This is a genomic window from Marinobacter sp. NFXS9 (assembly GCF_040148665.1).
GTDB classification, from domain to species: Bacteria; Pseudomonadota; Gammaproteobacteria; order Pseudomonadales; family Oleiphilaceae; genus Marinobacter_A; species Marinobacter_A mangrovi.
Window position 1 is genome coordinate 294,771 of the sequence record NZ_JAGDDW010000003.1, and the last position, 18,277, is coordinate 313,047.

The 18,277-nt window shown below is 61.5% G+C and carries 17 protein-coding genes; 6 read left to right on the top strand and 11 right to left on the bottom strand.

Going from position 1 to position 18,277, the window contains the following annotated elements; genetic code table 11:
* Window positions 1-9 precede the first annotated feature (9 nt).
* The gene (gene cysQ, locus J3364_RS07350) at window positions 10-786 is read right to left on the bottom strand and encodes a 3'(2'),5'-bisphosphate nucleotidase CysQ (RefSeq protein WP_349557709.1); all 777 of its coding nucleotides are present in this window, start codon (window positions 784-786) and stop codon (window positions 10-12) included.
* A gap of 99 nt (window positions 787-885) precedes the next feature.
* Complete coding sequence (locus J3364_RS07355; protein WP_349557710.1) at window positions 886-1,791, bottom strand: LysR family transcriptional regulator; 906 nt, start codon at window positions 1,789-1,791, stop codon at window positions 886-888.
* 87 nt (window positions 1,792-1,878) lie between these two features.
* Between J3364_RS07355 and J3364_RS07360 the strand changes: the two genes are divergently transcribed.
* Window positions 1,879-2,748, top strand: a complete 870-nt coding sequence (locus J3364_RS07360) for a sterol desaturase family protein (RefSeq protein ID WP_349557711.1) — start codon at window positions 1,879-1,881, stop codon at window positions 2,746-2,748.
* Between the two features lie 49 nt (window positions 2,749-2,797).
* Here the strand turns inward: J3364_RS07360 and J3364_RS07365 are convergent, their stop codons facing one another.
* Both J3364_RS07365 and J3364_RS07370 read right to left on the bottom strand, forming a co-directional pair.
* A complete protein-coding gene (locus tag J3364_RS07365; protein ID WP_349557712.1) occupies window positions 2,798-3,271 on the bottom strand; it encodes a PaaI family thioesterase in 474 nt (157 codons plus the stop codon).
* Between the two features lie 224 nt (window positions 3,272-3,495).
* Window positions 3,496-4,227 (bottom strand): murein L,D-transpeptidase catalytic domain family protein, encoded by a 732-nt coding sequence (locus J3364_RS07370; protein WP_349557713.1) that lies wholly within the window; start codon window positions 4,225-4,227, stop codon window positions 3,496-3,498.
* A gap of 158 nt (window positions 4,228-4,385) precedes the next feature.
* On the opposite strand from J3364_RS07370, the gene J3364_RS07375 reads away from it, so the two are divergent.
* Complete coding sequence (locus J3364_RS07375) at window positions 4,386-5,963, top strand: L,D-transpeptidase family protein (RefSeq protein WP_349557714.1); 1,578 nt, start codon at window positions 4,386-4,388, stop codon at window positions 5,961-5,963.
* Here J3364_RS07375 and cfa read toward each other — a convergent pair.
* A complete protein-coding gene (gene cfa, locus J3364_RS07380; protein ID WP_349557837.1) occupies window positions 5,954-7,102 on the bottom strand; it encodes a cyclopropane fatty acyl phospholipid synthase in 1,149 nt (382 codons plus the stop codon). The genes J3364_RS07375 and cfa overlap by 10 nt on opposite strands.
* Before the next feature lie 380 nt (window positions 7,103-7,482).
* On the opposite strand from cfa, the gene J3364_RS07385 reads away from it, so the two are divergent.
* A complete protein-coding gene (locus J3364_RS07385; protein WP_349557715.1) occupies window positions 7,483-8,418 on the top strand; it encodes a succinyl-CoA synthetase subunit beta in 936 nt (311 codons plus the stop codon).
* A gap of 118 nt (window positions 8,419-8,536) precedes the next feature.
* Window positions 8,537-8,965: an ATP-binding protein gene (locus tag J3364_RS07390; protein ID WP_349557716.1), complete on the top strand. Its 429-nt coding sequence runs from the start codon at window positions 8,537-8,539 to the stop codon at window positions 8,963-8,965.
* A gap of 20 nt (window positions 8,966-8,985) precedes the next feature.
* Here the strand turns inward: J3364_RS07390 and J3364_RS07395 are convergent, their stop codons facing one another.
* Window positions 8,986-9,855, bottom strand: coding sequence for an NAD-dependent protein deacetylase (locus J3364_RS07395; RefSeq protein ID WP_349557717.1), 870 nt, complete (start codon window positions 9,853-9,855; stop codon window positions 8,986-8,988).
* 347 nt (window positions 9,856-10,202) lie between these two features.
* Between J3364_RS07395 and J3364_RS07400 the strand changes: the two genes are divergently transcribed.
* Window positions 10,203-10,652 carry a MarR family winged helix-turn-helix transcriptional regulator gene (locus J3364_RS07400; protein WP_349557718.1) on the top strand — a complete coding sequence of 150 codons (450 nt, stop codon included), beginning with the start codon at window positions 10,203-10,205 and terminating at the stop codon, window positions 10,650-10,652.
* Between the two features lie 187 nt (window positions 10,653-10,839).
* On the top strand, window positions 10,840-11,268 hold the full coding sequence (locus J3364_RS07405) for an organic hydroperoxide resistance protein (RefSeq protein WP_349557719.1): 429 nt from the start codon (window positions 10,840-10,842) through the stop codon (window positions 11,266-11,268).
* Window positions 11,269-11,309: 41 nt separating this feature from the next.
* On the opposite strand, the gene J3364_RS07410 is transcribed toward J3364_RS07405, so the two are convergent.
* The 5 genes from J3364_RS07410 to codA form a co-directional block, all read right to left on the bottom strand.
* Window positions 11,310-12,116, bottom strand: coding sequence for a substrate-binding periplasmic protein (locus J3364_RS07410; protein ID WP_349557720.1), 807 nt, complete (start codon window positions 12,114-12,116; stop codon window positions 11,310-11,312).
* 292 nt (window positions 12,117-12,408) lie between these two features.
* The gene (locus J3364_RS07415) at window positions 12,409-13,215 is read right to left on the bottom strand and encodes a DUF6160 family protein (RefSeq protein WP_349557721.1); all 807 of its coding nucleotides are present in this window, start codon (window positions 13,213-13,215) and stop codon (window positions 12,409-12,411) included.
* A gap of 91 nt (window positions 13,216-13,306) precedes the next feature.
* Window positions 13,307-15,121, bottom strand: coding sequence for a choice-of-anchor D domain-containing protein (locus J3364_RS07420; protein WP_349557722.1), 1,815 nt, complete (start codon window positions 15,119-15,121; stop codon window positions 13,307-13,309).
* 329 nt (window positions 15,122-15,450) lie between these two features.
* Complete coding sequence (locus tag J3364_RS07425; protein WP_349557723.1) at window positions 15,451-16,470, bottom strand: AraC family transcriptional regulator; 1,020 nt, start codon at window positions 16,468-16,470, stop codon at window positions 15,451-15,453.
* Window positions 16,471-16,710: 240 nt separating this feature from the next.
* Window positions 16,711-17,970, bottom strand: a complete 1,260-nt coding sequence (gene codA / locus J3364_RS07430) for a cytosine deaminase (protein WP_349557724.1) — start codon at window positions 17,968-17,970, stop codon at window positions 16,711-16,713.
* Window positions 17,971-18,277: the final 307 nt, after the last annotated feature.

Sequence of the window (18,277 nt, forward strand, 5' to 3'; positions counted from 1 at the left end):
TTCGATCAATCAGTCGTGGCTGTACCAACTGCCGGACGCCACAAAGAACGGGTTGAGCACGTCTTCCTTGCCGTATTCCATGGGCGAGCCGTCCAGCTTGCGCACCTTGCCGCCGGCGGCTTCGAGCACCGCCTGAGCCGCGCCGGTGTCCCATTCGCAGGTCGGCCCCAGACGTGGGTAGATGTCCGCTTCGCCCTCGGCGATCCGGCAGAATTTCAGCGAGCTGCCGGCCTGGACCAGGCAGTGGTCCCCCAGCGCCTCAATGAAGGCCCGGGTGTCGTCGTTCAGGTGGTTCTTGCTGGCGACGACCCGCTTGCTTTGCGGCGGCTCGACCACGCTGAGCTGGCGTGTCTCACCGGCGCCATTGCGCTTCCAGGCGCCCTCGCCTTTCAGCCCCCAGTAAACCTCGTCTAAGGCGGGTGCGGTCACCACGCCCATCACCGGCTCGCCGTTCTCAATCAGCGCAATATTGACGGTGAACTCGCCGCTGCGATTGACGAAATCCTTGGTGCCGTCGATCGGATCGACCAGCCAGAAACGCGTCCAGTTTTTGCGCTCGTCCCAGGGCGCGTTGGCAGACTCTTCCGACAGGATAGGAATCTCCGGAGTCAGCGACTGTAGCCCCTCGACAATCACGTGGTGGGAAGCGATGTCCGCCTCGGTGATCGGCGATTTGTCCGCCTTGTGATCGACGGAAAAGTCCGTCTTATAGATATCGAGCACCTTGGCGCTGGCCGCTTCGGCAATGCGGACTACTTCGGGAAGCAGTGAAGAGTTCGAAGCCATGTATAGAGGTTCCTGGCTGGCAAATGTCATTGGGATCAGGCCCGAGTTTAACGGAACGGGATAGCGACTGCGACGCAGACCCGCTGTCGCTGTCATTCTTCAGAACGGCAGATTGTCTTTGAGAAACCCGCGAAACCACTGGTGCGCCCGGTCCTTATCCAACGCCACAGGCCAGATGAGAAAGATGGGAACCGTCGGCGTTTCCGTGGGGAACGGCAGAATCTGCAATTGCAGGGTATCCGCCAGGCGCTCGGCCAGACGCAACGGCACCGTTGCAATCAGATCGCTGGACGCCGCCACCCAGAGCGGATTGCTGTACTGGACCACTCGTGCCCCGATGCGCCGCTGCCATCCGGGCCGCCCCAGGATCAGGTCCAGCGGCAGGGTCCGCTGTTCACGTTCGGGCAACACCACATGCTCGGCGGACAGGTAATCGTCCAGCGTGAGCTCACCCCGGATATACGGGTGATCCCGGCGGGCCACTACCACCAGCGACTCCTCCGCTACCTGCTCAGCGGTCAGGCGCTCGTCGGCGGGACGCCGGGTGTCGAATGCCAGATCCGCTTCGGCACTGGTCAGTAGCGCCGACCAGTTCTCCAGCTGCGGCAGAATCTGGATGCCCATGCCGGCACTGTGTTCGCGCAATGCGCTGATCACCGGCCCCAGCACCAGGGACTCGAAGTAATCGATGGCGACAATGCGGAAGGTCCGGCCCGACCGGGAGGGATCGAACGCCTGCCCGGGTTCCAGCGCGTCCGCCAGCGCCCCCAGCCCGTTACTGACCTGCTCGTACAGCTCCCGCGCCCGCGGCGTCGGGTTCAGGCCGCTGCGACTGCGGGTAAACAGCGGATCCCCCACCGTCAGGCGCAGGCGCTGGAGGGCCGCGCTTACCGCCGGCTGGCTCATGCCCAGGCGATCAGCGGCGCGTGATAACTGCCCTTCCTCCACCACCGCAGCAAAGACCGGCAGCAGGTTCAGATCGACAGACCTAAAATTCAGCTTCATGGATATTACATATACAGGATATTGATTGGCCAAAAAAGAGTGGAACGGGCGACGATGAGGCTTGAGGTGAATTATCGGAGAACAACAATGAACGAAAATAATCTCATCGGACTGTCCGTCCTCATCCTGGTCCTGATGTCTGCCCTGTTTGAGCGCCTGAGCGGCCGCAGCGCCAACGGCGCCCGCACGGCCCGGGACTGGAAGATTGCCGGTCTGACGACCGCGATGATGGTGGGTATCCAGCGTCCACTGGTGCTGTTCCTGATCGGCTACCTGATGACCCTGGCCCTGCCCGGCAGTGCGGGCTCACTGGCCTGGCTGGAGCACGAACATTTCTGGATAACCCTGGTGGTGTATTTCTGTCTGGAAGAGTTTATCCACGGCGCCGGCCACTACTTTGCTCATTGCCGTCGACCACGCTGGCGCTGGGCCCAGAAGGTGCAAGCGGTGTACAAGCACTCCCATCGCCCCCACCATTTCAGCGGCGACGACGATCGCGGCAAACTGACCGCCACCCAGACGTTCACCAACGGCTTCCTCTGGTGGCTGATCATGCCCAACTACTGGCTCAGCCTGCTGTGCCTGTACCTGGGGCTGACGGAAGTCTTCCTCTGGGGCACCGCGATCAAGGGGCTTTGGGCGGCGCACACCCACACCGCGTGGAACTACGACCTCTATTTCCACAACCACAAGTGGGCCTGGGTACGGAAAACCATGTGGGCGCTGGCCCATGTGATCACCTTCCCCACCCAACACCATCACCACCATGCGCGCGGCCGCAATTCCGCCAAGAACGTCTGTGGCTCACTCGCTCTGTACGACTGGTTGGTGTTCGATACCCTGGCCATCGAGACCCAGCGGCCGGAGATCTACGGCTGGCGCCAGTCCGAGAAAGAGCAGAAAAGCATTCTTTACCGCTACTTCAACCTGGACCTGTCACGCTACCTGAAAACCTGACCGGCCCGGATCCATCCCGGCGGGAAGCACCTTCCCGCCGGTGATCGTTTTACTCGAACCAGCCCGCCGGCACCCGCACGGCCAATACATCGCTCTCGACGCACACCTTGCCACCGGCCGTCAGCGTGCAACTGACCCGAATCTTTTTCTCGCTGACGTCTTCCACCGTCGCTCCCAGCAGAATCTCCTCCCCCATCGGCACCGGGCGCTTGAAGCGCACCTGCAGGTCGCCGGTGGCAAACCACAGGCGCTCGCCTTCCCCGATCGGGCGGCCAGCCACCTGATACGCCTTGGCCATCGCGGTGCAAATACAGTGGCAATCAATAATGGTAGAAATGATGCCGCCGTTCAGGAAGTGCGTTGGCCCGGCACAGTGATGCGGTGCAGGCGTAAAGCGGCATTCGGCCGTATCCGGGCCGGTCCAGTAGCTCTTGATCTGCAGGCCCTGGTCATTGAGGGGGCCGCAGCCGTAGCAGTGGTTGTCCGGGATCTGGTCCTGAAAAGCGGTTGTCGATGGGTTCATGGTCATCCTGCTCATCGGGTCGGCCAGCCCATTCGGGGCAGATTTAATGTGCATTATGCACTGCAACCGTGGCCAGTGGCCGACCGTATTGACTATGGTAAAGAGAGAGGCCGCAAACGGCCGTCCGGGCGTTCAGACAGGAGGATTTCAGGAATTCGCGGCGAAGGGAATAGGCAGACGGTCGCAGGCTCGTGCGGGTTGCCGGAGCAGCCCGCCTTCACGCATCAGATGTTGCCGTCGTCGCCCTGGCTGTCGGCACCGGCCATCCGGGTGGCACCACAGTGCAGGTAACTGGACGATTGCAGCCATTGCTGGTCGGGATAGTAGGTGAACACCAACTGACCGCCCTTGAGGTTGTCCACCACCTCGCGGATCACCTTGTTGCTCACCGCGGGGCAGCCATGGCTGCGGCCGATTCGGCCATAGCGCTGAACCCAGGACTGGGCCACGTAGTCTGCGCCGTGAATCACGATGGCCCGTTGCCGCGCCAGGTCGTTGACGCCTTTTTCCAGACCATCCAGGCGTAGTGCGTAGCCGTGGCGGCCGCGGTAGGTTTCACCGGCCTGAAACAGACCGATGCTGGACTGGTAGCTGCCCTCGACGTTGGAGAAGGTGGTGGCGTCGGTCATTCCGGAATTTTTGCCGTGGGCGACCAGTCCACGGAGAACCAGCGACCCGGTTTCCAGGTCCAACAACCAGAGGCGCTTGGTGGAGGACGGCAGGGAAAAGTCGATCACAGCCAGTCGCCTGGGCGCGTGAATGCCGTGGCTGACCGCGCATTCGGAAGCCTGAAGTGCCCGCTGCAGGACTTTGTGACTCAGGTTGGGAGCGGCCTTGCTAAGTTTGTTGTACAGGGCCTTGTCAAAGGCCGCTGCGTGGCTTTGTAAAGCCAGACAGTTTGAAATCAGTACGCCCAGAACGACTGCCAGAACGCGTTGTAAGCGTCTGTCGATCATAGTTTCCCCCTCGGGTGCATTCGAATCCGCATGGGCTGCGCCAGTGGCGGCTTCCGGAGCCAAAATCATGCGATGCCCCGAAAGGATGAGGCATTCTATCAAGGTTTTCTGCGATGCAAATCCAGCTGTACGAAAATCATACATTCCGGAACGTACGGATGCAGACGCGATACGTTGTAACTGCCTTTTGCCTCTGCCTTTTTGCCACCCAGGCCCTGGCATTACATCGCCTTAATCCCGACCAGTGCGAGCCCCTTCCGGACACGTCGGACTTCCATCTGGAAGCCATGGCCCGCTTTGCGGCACAAACCGATCACCACACGCTCTGGACCGATCCGGCCCAGCTACGCAGTCTCCTGGCTCAACTGAACACGCTCTCGGACGACGGTCTGGTTCCGGCGGACTATTGGGCACCGGAGCTGCAGAAGGCGCTGGATCACCTGACCACCTGGGGTGAGTTGCCGGACTGCGACAGGCGCCTGGCGACGGACGCCTACCTGCGCGCCCTGTCGGATCTGCGCTACGGCAAGGCTTTCCAGAAGCAACCGCCGCCGATCTGGTATTCCCCCAATGTCGCCCGGAATGACGACCCGGCTGCCCTGGTGGATCAGGCGGTATCAGGCCTGCACGATATGGGCGGCGCCTTTGCCAACGCCCGCCCCCATACCGAACGCTATCGCAACCTGCGCAAGGGCTATGCCCAGGCCCGCAAAACACTGCCGGATCACTGGATCCAGCTTCCGGAGGGGCCAACCCTGGAGCCCGGCGACTACGACGAGCGCGTTGCGCTGGTGCGTCAACGGCTGCTGACCCAGGGCTACCTGCCTTTACCACCGCGGCCGGACGTCATGAGCCGGGTCTTCGACGACGAACTGACGCTGGCGGTGGAACACTTCCAGGCCCGTCACAGCCTGGCCGTGGATGGCAAAATCGGTCCGCGGACGCTGCAGCAGCTGAACGTCAGCCCGCAGGAGCGGCTGGAGCAGATCCGGGCCAACCTGGAGCGTTTGCGCTGGCTGGCGCGGGATATGGAAAAGACCCTGCTACTGGTGGACATCGCCGCCGCCCGGATCGATTTCTACCAGGACGGCGAGCGGGTCTGGTCCGGCAAGGCCCAGGTCGGGCGCCCGAAGCGGGCCACGCCGGAACTGAAATCCGTGATCACCCATGTCACCGTCAATCCGCACTGGACCATGCCCCGCAGCATTTTCCTGAAGGATGCCCTGCCCGCCATCCGGCGCGATCCGTCCTATCTCAGCGATCGCCACATCCGCATTTTCGACCGCTCGGGTCAGGAATGGCAGCAGGATGAGGTGGACTGGAGCGACCCGCGATACCTGACCTTCCGCCAGGATCCGGGGCCGGGAAACGCGCTGGGCCGGGTGGTGATTCGCTTCTCCAACCCGTATGCGGTGTACCTGCACGATACGCCGGCCGCCGGCCTGTTCAATTCATCGAACCGTTTCTACAGTTCCGGCTGCGTGCGGGTCCAGGGCGCGATGACGCTGACTCACCTGCTGTTCCGGAATGCCAGCCCCATGCTCAGGGAAAAATTCAACGCCGCGTTGGCCTCCGGTGAATCGCACAACATCCACCTGCCCCACGGCGTGTATATCCTGATGGCCTACTGGACAGCCGAGGCGGACGCCAACGGGCAGATTACCTACCGACCGGATGTGTACGGCAGTGATCGCCCGCTGTTGGCGCTGCTGGGCACGGAGCGGCGTCAGCTGTAGCGCGGGAAGACGTCGGCGGTGCCGCCTTTGGACAACACCCACTGCCAGAGCTGGATATCCCGGGCCCGGAAAATGCCGGCACAGGACATCAGGTAGTAGCGCCACATTCGGTAGAACCGCTCTCCCAGCTTGTCGGCGAAACGTGGCCAGGCGGCCTCGAAATTGGCGTACCAGGCCATCAGGGTGCGATCGTAGTCGGGCCCAAAGTTGTGCAGATCCTCCACCACGAACAGGTTGTCCGCCGCATCGCCGATCTGGCCAACGGACGGCAGCTCGCCGTTGGGGAAAATATAGCGGTCGATCCAGGGATCCGAGTAGGGTTTGCGTTCATTCTTGCCAATGGTGTGCAGCAGGAACAGACCGCCCTCTTTCAGGCAGCGGTGCGCCACTTTCATGAAGGTGCGGTAGTTCTTGTCGCCAACGTGCTCGAACATGCCGACACTTACTACGCGGTCAAACGTTTCGTCGACCTCGCGGTAATCCTGCAACCGGAATTCCAGCGGCAAGTCGGTGTAGTGTTGCTTGGCCCAGCGCACTTGCTCCTCAGAGATGGTAAGGCCGACGCATTCCACCCCGTAGTGTTCAGCGGCATAGGCCATGAAGCTGCCCCAACCGCAGCCGATGTCCAGCACGCGCATGCCGGGATCCAGCTGGAGTTTGCGGCAGATCAGGTCGAGCTTGGCTTCCTGGGCGTCATCCAGGGTCTTGGCGTCTCTCCAATAGCCACAGGTATACGTCATACGACGATCCAGCATCGCCTCGTAGAAGTCGTTACCCAGGTCGTAGTGCTGTTCGCCCACCTGGCGCGCCCGGCGCCGCGTCTGGCGATTGACCAGCCGGCTCTTGAGGGCCTGCCAGATAGCAGTGGAAGGACGGACTTTCTCTTCAAGGTGTGCTCGCACCACCCGGTGGAAGAATTCGTCGAGCTGTTCGACGTCCCACTCGCCATCCATGTAGCTTTCGCCGAGACCGAGGCTGCCTCGGGCAAATACCCGCTCAGGGACACCTTCTGCATTGAGCTGCATGTCCCAGGGCTGCTCGCCGCCGATCTCGATGCCCGCCTGCGCCATCAGATCCACCATCAGGCGATGAACGGACTTGTTCTCAGACAGGTACGGCGACTTTGACCCGGTAGCCATATCCATAACGCATGACTCCTACTGCTGGTGTCCGGATTGATGCTGGACGAATCGTCGGAATGCCCCCTTAAAAATAACGTCCCGCTATCGGGATTATGAATTAGATCGTTTTTATCACTCAGCCAGTTTGTGGCTCTATGGATCAACATATCATGTTCACCGGGCCCTTGAGTGGCCCCGGACGTGATGAAACGGCCCTGTAAAAGGCTGTTAGTTGATCCGGATCAAGCCCTGTCGGCGCCATCATGGCGTAACCCGGGCCAACGAAACCAGCCAGGCGCTGGCGTGGTCGGACAACACCCCGCGCCCGCTTATCGGGCATTTTAAAGTTTAGACAGGTACGGGACAGCGGGCCCCGCTTTACAGTACGATCGCATTCCATGTTAACCCGCTCCAATTACCACTGGCCGGCGTCCATCGCCGCACTCATCCTCCTGCCGTTCTTTTTCGTGGGAGGCCCCGACTGGTCTTCCGGTCCGCTGTTCAAGGCGGCCTGGAACCTCGGGCATATCATTTTCTTCACCCTGTTCACTCTGGCCGTGCGCCCGCGCCGCTGGCTCAGTGGCGTCTGGCTGTGGCTGGCCTGTACGGCGTTCGTGACCGGCGTCGGCGTCATCATTGAACTGATCCAGGGCAACGTCGGGCGGGACAGCGACTGGCATGACATCTTCCGCAACCTGATCGGCACCTGGCTGGTGCTGGCCTGGGGCTATCGCCCACCGGCCATTACCTGGCGCCGGGCCCTCAACTGGGTGCTGCGTCTCACGGCCGTCGTGCTGCTGATGATGGAGCTCCAGACGGTAGCGGCGGTGGCAGAGCAACAGTACCGGATCGCCAACCAGCTCCCGACCCTGTATAACTTCGATGATCCCCATCCCCTGCACTACTGGCGCGGTCGCGTTCATCGAACGAAGGACAACGCCAGTGATGTCGATGGCTTCCACCACAGCCTGCGCATGGACCTGCTGGGCATCAATCTCTACTCCGGCGCCTCGCTGGACAACCTGCCGGAGGACTGGCGCGGTTATGAGGCGCTGGACGTGGTGCTGTATAACCCGGACAACACGCCGCTGGACATGACCATTCGCGTCAACGACATCGTCCACGACCGTGGCCACGGGGTTTACAGCGACCGATTCAACAAGCGCCTGCACGTCAAACCCGGCCTCAACCGCTTCCACATTCCCATGTCGGACATCCGGAATGCGCCCAAGACACGCACCATGGACATGGACGAAATCCGCCGGCTGGTGATCTTCACCACCCATCTCAAGCAACCCCGCAGCATCTATATCGTCCGCCTTGCCCTGGATTAGCCTGGCAGCATGCCCGTTTGGCGGACATCCTCTACACTGAGGGGTAACAGACATCTGTCACATGGCCTACAAAGGAAGACTTGGATCTCCGGCTCACGGCACGGATAGGCAGCAACTCATGACCACCACAACCCTCAGCCTGCAACTGATGGACGCCGCCGACCTGCCTCATGCCCTCCGCTGGCTGGGCGGTCACTTCGCTGAAGCGGGCGCACCGGAAGCCGCAGCGGCGGATCTGAAGGAAGTACTGGGGTGCGTGGCGGTGGATATCTTCCACGCCGGGAAGGTCAGACATCAGACGGTCCACCTGTACCTTGAGCTGGAACTCGATCCGGGTCGCGTAAGGCTCCGGTTTACTGATGACGGCCGCCCTTTCGATCCCTTGTCGGAGGCTTACCCGGAACACGGCGCCAAGCGGAGCAACACGCTGGTCCGCACAGGATCGCCGCTGGTCCGCCAGCTCACCGATGAGCAACATTACCGACGTACGCAGGAGCACAATGTCCTGGAACTGATCCGCTACTTCGACCCACTGCCGGGTCCGTAATGGGCGACGGGAGAGCCTGCTCAGGAGGTGGGATCAGGCAGATGCTCCAGTGTGGCCTGAAGCGTTTCGCCGATGCGGGCATCGAGCTTTAGGGTGGAGATTTCGTCGGCCCGGGTGCGCCCCAGGTTCAGCGTCGCCATGGGTTTGCCCCACTCCCGGGCATAGCGGCAGAAGCGGAAGCCGGAGTACACCATCAGCGACGAGCCGATCACCAGCAGACCGTCACTTTCCCGCAGGACATCCAAAGCCCGCGTCACGCGCGGCTTGGGCACGAAATCCCCGAAAAACACCACATCCGGTTTCAGGATGCCACCACAATGGGGGCAGTCGGCAACCTGGAAATCGCTGAAATCCACGTCCAGGTCCGCGTCCCCGTCCGGCGCCGTAGCGGCGCTGAAGTGCCGGAAATCCGGGTTCATGTCGCTGCAGCGTTCGTGCACTTCGTCCCGGTTGCAGCGATACCCGCAATCCATGCAGATCACCTCGTCGGCCCGGCCGTGCAGGTCGAGTACCGACTGACTGCCGGCCCGCTGATGCAAACGATCGACGTTCTGGGTTACCACAAGGCGGGTATGGGCCCGCCGTTCCAGTTCAGCCACCAGGAAATGGGCAGGGTTGGGCTGGGCATTGCGGATGACCGGCCAGCCGATCAGGCTGCGCCCCCAATAGCGTCGACGCACCTTGTCCTCGGCCATGAAGGATTGATGCTGCACCGGCTGCTTGCGTTTCCAGGCGCCCTTTCCGTCACGGTAATCAGGAATGCCCGAATCAGTGCTGACGCCGGCCCCGGTCAGGACCAGAAGGTTGGGATGATGCTGGATAAAAGCCGACAACCGCTCGCCCGCCTGCCGGGAGAGTTCATTGATGTCGGGGACAAGGTCGGTGGTCATAGACGAACTCCAATGCATTCGAGAGCGTTGGGAGCGGCCCGTAGGTTGGGCTAACGCAGGAAGCCCAACAAGCAGAATTTGCGGCCAATCTCCCCCAACCAGCCGGTTTTTGGGAACTCATGATCCAAGACTATCCGCGATAACGGGAACGCCCGGTGCCCTCCTAATGTTGGGCTTCCTGCGTCAGCCCAACCTACACCTCTCGAACGTTTACAACACTCTCCTTCGATGCTTCTACTTTAGAGACACAGGCCAACGTCGCCAAGGGTTGAGATTTCGTGGCGCCACTATTTGGCAGACCATTATCTGGCGCGTTAAATTACCCGCAGATACCCAAGGAGTCCCCCATGGCCGAACAGGACCACTGTCGCGAACTGCTGCTGGAAAACCAGCTGTGTTTCGCCCTGCATTCCACATCGCTGCTGATGACCAAGGTTTACAAGCCGTTCCTCAAGGCATTGGGCCTGACTTACCCGCAATACCTGGCAATGCTGGTGCTGTGGGAGTCGGATGGCATCACCGTCGGCGAAATGAGTAAGCGCCTGTTGACCGATTCCGGATCACTCACCCCGCTGCTCAAGCGCCTGGAAGCCGACGGCCTGCTCAAGCGCGTACGCCGCCAGGCCGACGAACGGGTGGTAGAACTGCACCTGACCGAAACCGGCCAGGCCATGCGCGACCGCGCCAGTGATATTCCTGCGTGCATCGTGAAGGCCAGCGACCGGGACGTCGACAGCCTCGTCGCCCTGAAAGAGGATCTTCTGAAACTGCGCAAGAGCCTGCAGGACGCGCTCTGACGGCGCCTTGCCCGAAGGCGTGGCTGTTTTTTCTCCCATTTAACTTGCTCGCAATATATTTGTGCGCTAACTTAATAATCACAGCGAGGCCATGACGTGACAGCGTGCCTCTGCGTCCGCCGGAACGAGGTTAATTCCGGCAACCCGCTAAAGCCCATCAGGGCCTGGATAATTGAGGAGTGATTCTATGTCTCTTGAAAGTGTTGCCTATCGCGCCTACGCAGAAGCCACCGGTGGCCGTGACGGCCGTGCAGTTTCCTCCGATGGCGTCCTGGACGTTTCCCTGACCGTACCCAAGGAAATGGGCGGCGCCGGCGGCGAAGGCACCAACCCGGAGCAGTTGTTCGCGGCGGGTTATTCGGCCTGCTTCATCGGCGCCATGCAATTCGTCGCTGGTCGGGACAAGCTGTCCATGCCCAAGGATGCATCGATTGAAGGTGTGGTCGGGATTGGACCGCTCAACAACGGATTCGGCATTGAGGTGGAACTGCGCATCAGCCTGCCGGGTATGGACGATGACCAGGCCCAGACCCTGATCGACCGGGCCCACCAGGTCTGCCCTTACTCCAACGCCACCCGCAACAACATCGACGTCACACTGACCCGCGTCGATTAGTGCATTATGACGCCGGCTCCCGATGGGTGCCGGCGCCAGGATCATTCATCCGAGAATTCGTTCATGCCGTAGCGCTCAAGCCAGTCTTCGTAGAGTGGCGATGCCTTGAGATGGCGTATGGCATCGCCAAAGGCATCGGCCAACCCTTCCGCATCCGGATACTGACGGCTGATCGCCATGTAGATCGGAATCATATCCACCGGCGGGCTGAGAAACCGGATCTCGTCCTCCACCCCTTGTCGACTGGCCTCCAACCGAATCGCAAAAGGATTGCCGATCGCGACATTAAAGCGCTTGCCGGCCACCATCCGCACCAGGGTTCTCTCATCCAGCACGCTGTCCTTGTGTACAAAATCCGCGTCGTCGAACGCCAGCCCATAGCTGTACCCGCGGATCATGCCGATCATCTGGCCCGACAGCGCATGGAGATCGCCGTCAAATGACACATCCGAGTCGGTCCGGGTGAAGAACACATTGATTTCCGTGGCGTGCGGCTCGTGGACATAGATCACATCCCGGGCGCGCTCCGGCGTGTAGGAATAGGTCGTTACGATATCCACGCGGCCACGCTCCAGGGATTGCAGGACCCGCGGCCAGGATAAGCGTTTATAAGTGATACGGAGTTTGAGCTGATCAGCCAGGTAGTTGAGGACATCGACGGAAATGCCGGTCAGATGCCCCGCCTCGGTGTAGTAAAAGGGGGGATAATCCACTTCTGCCAGGGCGGCAACCAGTACCCGACCCGGCTCGTCAGTGTCGGTCGAAGCGGCCTCGTCTGACCAGCACCAACCGGACTGCAATAACAGCACCCACAGCAGAATGCGAAATCGAATCGCCGTCAAACCCATGTGCTCTTGCCTGGGACAGCGGCCGGACCTCCCGTCGAACCACTTGCCGAAAATAGATAAGACGTCCCTGCATCCGCTCTTATATTAACGATAGTTCATTATTTCGAACCCGGCAGTAATATGCCAGCGACATTTGCTCATGCGTGCGTGCCCAACCACATCATCGGGGTTGCGCTGTTGGGAGGTCGCGTACGGGGCAAGATCGACGGTGGCCGTCGGCAAAGCGGTGATGTCCGACCAGGAGAAAAGTGCCCCCAACGCCAGGCGTCGGGGGTAAAAGGCCTGCAGCGGCTCAGTGGCCGTAGATGCGCATCTGCGTGTTCTGTATGGACAGATCGTCAAACGCAACGGAACCGATGGAAGTGCCCCCTACCAGGACGCCGCCGATGTTCATGTCCGCATCGAAGGTGTTGAGGTCCACCGCCAGGCTGTCGTTCCCCGCGCCGTTGGGTGCCTTGTAGACGTCGATGTCGGCAATCGCACCCAGGGTCACGATGTTCGGCGAGTCGTCGTAGCCGGCACCGGTCAGCTCCAGGTCACGAATGCCCACGGCCATGAACGGCACGTCTACGTCCATGTCGTCGATGGCAAAGCGGGTCTTCAGGTTCAGCTTGTCGGTGGCCGTGTCCACGCGGATTTTCATCTCGGTGGCGAGACCTTCGATCGACAGGTTGTCCATGATCACCGTACTGTCGGTGTCGCCACGCAGTTCCCAGGCGCCGGTGCGCACCGCGAAGTCGATCGGCGAGCCGTAGAGCGGGAAGACGTCAATCGCCGCATCACCGTCCTCCAACACGTCGATGTTGATCTTGATGTTATCGATCAGGTCGGTGGCCTCATTGGGGATGGCAAAGCCCAGCTCCGAGAACATGTCATCCCGGTTGGCACCGCCGATAAAGACGTCGCTGACCGCCAGCGTGCCCTCGTCGGTGTAGCGGACCTCGCCGATGTTGACCTGGGTTTCCAGTTCGATGGTGACACCGGCCTGACCGGTAATGCCGCCCATCGCGGAGTCGTCGAGCGCCTTCAGTTCGGCCTGCGCCGCCAGGGGCAGTCCGGATACAGCCAGCGCCAGGGCTGTGAGTTTCAGGCTTTTCATAGTGATGTTCCCTTGTTGCTTGTTGTTATCGGGGCCGCCTTGGCCCCTACTGCGAGCATCCGGACGCCCCCAGGGGGCGCCCGGCCATGCCTTACAGGTTGGGCGTCAGTGCCAGATCAATGGTGTTGCCGTCACCGGCGAGGAACAGGTTCAGGATGTCGGTCAGCCCCCCACAGTGTTCCAGCGGCGGCAGCGCGTAGGTGCCGGTCAGGTTGCCACCTTCCAGCGGTGCGAAGGTTTCGCTGTCCGGTGTCTGCATGTTTATGGTGACCGGTTCGACCGTGCGGCATTCGTCACCGCCACCGATCGGCAGCTTGAAGCCGAACAGGTTGACCGTGACCTTGGGCACGTTCACATACAGCGTGGACTTGGCCGTCAGGGTGCCGTCGATCAGGGTACCGGTGGTGTCGTCAACCGGTTCGAACTCGACGTTGGCCGTGGCTTTCAGGCGCTTGAACAGCTTGAGGATGCGGAAGGAACCCTGGGTAGGCTCGATGTTCAGGTCGGCGGTGTACATGCCGGTGGCCAGGTTCAGCACCGCATCGATGGTGCCGTTGAGCGGCAGGCTGGAATCGGAGGCCTTGATGTGGGTGTTGCCTTCCAGGTCCAGCAGGAAGTCCACGGTGCCGGAGCTGCCATCGTCGCCTTCACCGGTCAGGGCCACATCCACCGCCGGGTTCTCGGCGTCGTCCGACTCGATGGACAGGGTGGCGGAGCTCGCAGCCGCCGCGTTGGCGGTGTAGGTCACTGTGATCGTGCAGCTCTCGCTTGCGGCCACCGTGGCGCAGTCACTGGTCTGCATAAAGTCGCCGGCATTGGCGCCACTCAGGGAGATGGCCGTCACGTTCAGCGCCGCGGCACCGGTGTTGTTGACGGTCACCGTCTTCTCGCTGCTGGTACCCACCTGGATGGTGCCGAAGTCGACACTGGCCGGGTCGACACTGATTTCCGGCAGGGCCTGCATGTAGCTGGTGCCGGTGAGCGGAACCTCAACGGTCGGGTTCTCTGGATCGCCGGACTGGATGGTCAGCGTCGCGGTCTGATCGCCCTCGCCGGTGGCGTAGTACGTCAGGTCGACGCTGCAGCTTTCACCCGGTGCCACCGTCGTACAGTTGTTGGTCTGCATGAAGGTGTCGGCATTGGCGCCACCCAGCGTAATACCGTTGACCCCCAGGGCCGCACCACCTTCGTTGGAGACCGTGACCGACTGCTCGCCGGTCAGACCGGACTGCACGTCACCGAAGTCCACTTCCTCAGGCGCAACAGCGATGGCCGGCTCGGGGTCCGGCTCGCCGCCCACGATCTGGAAGGTCTGCAGGACCGTGTCCTGATCCGCCAACTGGGTACAATCCGCCGTGAACTGACCGATGGGGTCCGGCGCAATGCTGCCGTCGGCGGTGCGTGCGGTCATTTCCAGTACCAGTCCGCCCACATTGATGGTGCCCTCGCCCACCTGGGCGGCGGTGAAGGTCTGGGCGGCCGCCTCACCGGAGGCCGGAATGGTGAACGAACCACTGGTATCGGGGATGTCCGATTGCGGGATGGTCAGCGGCACCACGATGTCCTGGTCACCGGTGACCGTACTGATGATGTTAGTGGATGTGGCGGTGCCCTCGATCGTCGCCGAGCCCACCAGCTTCAGGCCGGTGCGCGAGGTCTCGTTGACGGTCGTGATTGCTTCGATCTGGAACGGACCAACGGCTTCACCCACCGTCGCCTCAGACGGAATGTCCGATGAGATCTCGGCCACGATGGGTTGTTCCCCGATCAGCGGGAACGGACAGGTGTATTGAAGGGTCAGGGATACAGGTTCGGCGGTCGCAGCGCCACTGGCCGCCATGAGGGCCGCGGCGCCAATGGCGGACGGCAACAGGCGCGTTGTCCTGCGTACAGTCGTCGAATTCATGATTCGTCCTCTAAGTGAGCGTGTTTACTGTTTTTGTAGGGCTCGCAGACTGCATCGATGAGGTCCGATCTTGCGGCGTCTCCTTGTCATCTGCATTCGTCATGACAGATAACTGCCAGGGCCCTGTGAAAGCAGGCAGGGCCGTTCGCACCGGCCGGCTCGGGCACAGTGCGTCACTGTTATTAAGCGGGTTGAGAGGCAAGACGGTCATTGCCAGAAGCGGCAAGGGTTTTGACAAAAACGGAAAGCGGAGCGGCTATTCGCGGGAATCGTGAAACGGGTCAAATTTCTGGAATGTCTCGCATTCCGGCCCGATCAGCCATCAAGGATCAGCGGCCCTGACGACGCACTTCGCCCGGTGTCTGACCGGTCCAGCTGCGGAAGGCCCGGGTGAAGCTGGCCTGGTCGCTGAATCCCATCCTGTCGGCGATCACGTCCAGCGGCAGGTCCGTCTCGGTCAGGTAGCGCGTGGCGAAGGTGCGCCGGATGTCGTTGCGGATGTCGCGGAACGAGGTGTTCGCTTGCGCCAGGTGATGACGCAATGACCGGGGGCTCATATCCAGGTCGGCGGCGACGGTGTCCAGATCGCCGCCCCGCCCCGGGTGATTCATCAAACGCTCGCGCACCCGGGTGACGATCTCGCGGACGGATTCCGGCTTCATTTCCTCCCGCGAGCGGGCGCGCGCCAGGGAATAAGCCAGAGCCTGCTCGGAATCCTTTGTCGGCCCGCCGGTCAGCGGCATGGTGACCTGATTGAAAGGACAGCCAAAGTGCATTTCCGAACCCCGGGCCAGCTTCTCCCAGTGCCGGGGATCCACGCTACTCGGGAAGTCGAACTCGAAGCGAAAATGACTGCAGACCTGCGACGCCAGCGCGTGGATGCTCCCCATGTAGATCTTGGCCATGAAGGCGCGCAGCTCACCCAGATCCCAGTTGTCGCGCAAGCGGATGCTGACGCTGGAGCCGGTCGAGCTCAATTCCATGTCCATGACCGGCAGACACACTCGCAGGTACTGGACGATCATGCTGACCAGCTTGCGCCGATCCTGCTCCTGCTGACCCAGCAGTGCGTAACCGAGCAGCCCGTGGGCGGGAAAATCCAGTTGCTGGCCGAACTCGAAGGGCGTTCGCTCATCCTGTATCAGCCACTCGGCCTGGTGGATGATGCCGATGACCTGATTCATCGACAGGAAGGCCTCGGGGTTGGCCAACTGATCCACCTCGACACCGGATTCCTTCAGGAGCGCCCGGCGCCCGATGCCCTTGCCTTCCATAAAGCGCACGAAACGGCGCGCATAGCGCATCGAAACGATGGGCACGTTGTAAGCCATGCGGTTGGACGATTGCATCGCGTGTCATCCATGAGTCAGTAATGTAGAGGATTGTTGTTATTGAGCCTCTGACTGCCGGCGATGTCCGTGTCGCCCAGAAGAACGTCTCCACTGCACCGGCATTCTTTCGGCCGGAACAGACCGCGAGGAGATGAGCGGAGTATAGGAAGCGTGACGCGGTGGTTTTCTGCCAACCGGTCACGCTTTGTTCACAATGGCCGGATATGACAACCCGACCGGCTCACTTTGCGAGAGGCGTCAGGCGGGCCAGCCGTTGACCGCCAGCGGTGTCGGGGCCCGCTCCACCAGGACGCGTCCATCCCGGACCGAAGCCAGCACCGGCGACTGGTTGCGCAGGACATCGTAGGGTGTGGCGCCGTTCAGTACGACACAGCGCGCCGGCAGGTCGGCCCCGATGCCGTATTCCGACAGGTTGAGGACGGCGGCGCCATTGTCGGTGATCAGCTCCAGCGCCGTTTCGATACGGTCCATGCCCAACATGTGGCAAGCGTGCAGCCCGACATCCAGCGTGCGCAGCAGGTTGCCGTTGCCCATCGGGTACCAGGGGTCGCGGATCGAGTCCTGCCCCATCGCCACCTTGAGCCCGGCGTCCAGCAGTTCCGGCACGCGGGTTATGCCCCGGCGCTTGGGATAGCCGTCAAACCGTCCCTGCAAGTGGAGGTTTTCCGTCGGCAGGGCAACAAAGCGGAGGTCGGCTTTGGTCAGCAGGCGGAACAGGCGGCTGCAATAAGCGTCGTCATAGGAGTGCATGGCGCAGGTGTGGCTGGCACTCACCCGGCGGCCGTAATCCCGGGCCAGGGTCTCGGCAGCGAGAACTTCCAGGAAGCGCGAGGCCGGATCGTCGATTTCGTCGCAATGGACATCCACCAATCGATCGTGGCGCTCCGCCAGGTCCATCAGGAAACGCACCGACTCGGCACCATAGTCCCGGGTATGTTCGAAATGCGGAATACCGCCCACCACGTCCGCACCGATCTCCAGGGCTTTGCCCATCAGGTCGCGCCCACCGGGAAACGACAGGATGCCCTCCTGCGGAAACGCCACAATCTGCAGATCGACGAAGTCGCTGACCCGCTCGCGGACCTCCACCATGGCTTCCAGTGCGACCAGCGATGGGTCGGTAACATCCACATGAGTGCGCACATACTGGATACCGTGGGCGGCAAACAGCTGCAGGGTGTCTTCGGCACGCTGGATCACATCCTCCCGGGACAGCATCGGCTTACGCTCGGACCAGCACTCGATGCCTTCGAACAACGTGCCGCTGCGATTCCAGCGGGGCTCTCCGGCCGTGAGGGCCGCATCCAGGTGGATGTGGGGCTCGACAAACGGCGGCGTCACCAGATTGCCGCCGGCATCCTGCTCCCCGTCGGCCACCGGGGCGAAATCCTCCAGTGCTTGTGGCGCACCAAACCGGCCATCGCGGATCGGCAGCCGGAACAGACCGGTCTGCCCCGGCAACCGGGCGTTGGTGATGGCACTTGCTTGTGGAGTCATGTCGTGTCTCCTGAGACGTGTGTGCGAGCGCGCGGCAATCAGGAAAAGATCGGTGCCTTACCGGTTTATTCCCGTTTGTGCGTCCTGTCAGCGCTGTATGGCAATGGTTGTGCCAGACCCACCCGGTTGTCGGCATCGGGCTTTACGGCACCGGCATTGATTGTGCAACCTGAACAATATAAAGCTGAAATCGTCCGGAATGACCAATCCGGAGGCACATTCACAGTGCGTTTTGGGCACCTCTGCACCCAGCGGCATCATTGAATTGCTTTAATAGACATGAGCTATCAAAAGATAAGTGAATCTA

What these genes read in the sequence shown, in the direction of transcription:
- cysQ (WP_349557709.1), bottom strand. Translation starts at nt 786, where the DNA reads ATGGCTTCGAACTCTTCACTGCTTCCCGAAGTAGTCCGCATTGCCGAA.
- J3364_RS07355 (WP_349557710.1), bottom strand. Translation starts at nt 1,791, where the DNA reads ATGAAGCTGAATTTTAGGTCTGTCGATCTGAACCTGCTGCCGGTCTTT.
- J3364_RS07360 (WP_349557711.1), top strand. Translation starts at nt 1,879, where the DNA reads ATGAACGAAAATAATCTCATCGGACTGTCCGTCCTCATCCTGGTCCTG.
- J3364_RS07365 (WP_349557712.1), bottom strand. Translation starts at nt 3,271, where the DNA reads ATGAACCCATCGACAACCGCTTTTCAGGACCAGATCCCGGACAACCAC.
- J3364_RS07370 (WP_349557713.1), bottom strand. Translation starts at nt 4,227, where the DNA reads ATGATCGACAGACGCTTACAACGCGTTCTGGCAGTCGTTCTGGGCGTA.
- J3364_RS07375 (WP_349557714.1), top strand. Translation starts at nt 4,386, where the DNA reads ATGCAGACGCGATACGTTGTAACTGCCTTTTGCCTCTGCCTTTTTGCC.
- cfa (WP_349557837.1), bottom strand. Translation starts at nt 7,102, where the DNA reads ATGGCTACCGGGTCAAAGTCGCCGTACCTGTCTGAGAACAAGTCCGTT.
- J3364_RS07385 (WP_349557715.1), top strand. Translation starts at nt 7,483, where the DNA reads ATGTTAACCCGCTCCAATTACCACTGGCCGGCGTCCATCGCCGCACTC.
- J3364_RS07390 (WP_349557716.1), top strand. Translation starts at nt 8,537, where the DNA reads ATGACCACCACAACCCTCAGCCTGCAACTGATGGACGCCGCCGACCTG.
- J3364_RS07395 (WP_349557717.1), bottom strand. Translation starts at nt 9,855, where the DNA reads ATGACCACCGACCTTGTCCCCGACATCAATGAACTCTCCCGGCAGGCG.
- J3364_RS07400 (WP_349557718.1), top strand. Translation starts at nt 10,203, where the DNA reads ATGGCCGAACAGGACCACTGTCGCGAACTGCTGCTGGAAAACCAGCTG.
- J3364_RS07405 (WP_349557719.1), top strand. Translation starts at nt 10,840, where the DNA reads ATGTCTCTTGAAAGTGTTGCCTATCGCGCCTACGCAGAAGCCACCGGT.
- J3364_RS07410 (WP_349557720.1), bottom strand. Translation starts at nt 12,116, where the DNA reads ATGGGTTTGACGGCGATTCGATTTCGCATTCTGCTGTGGGTGCTGTTA.
- J3364_RS07415 (WP_349557721.1), bottom strand. Translation starts at nt 13,215, where the DNA reads ATGAAAAGCCTGAAACTCACAGCCCTGGCGCTGGCTGTATCCGGACTG.
- J3364_RS07420 (WP_349557722.1), bottom strand. Translation starts at nt 15,121, where the DNA reads ATGAATTCGACGACTGTACGCAGGACAACGCGCCTGTTGCCGTCCGCC.
- J3364_RS07425 (WP_349557723.1), bottom strand. Translation starts at nt 16,470, where the DNA reads ATGCAATCGTCCAACCGCATGGCTTACAACGTGCCCATCGTTTCGATG.
- codA (WP_349557724.1), bottom strand. Translation starts at nt 17,970, where the DNA reads ATGACTCCACAAGCAAGTGCCATCACCAACGCCCGGTTGCCGGGGCAG.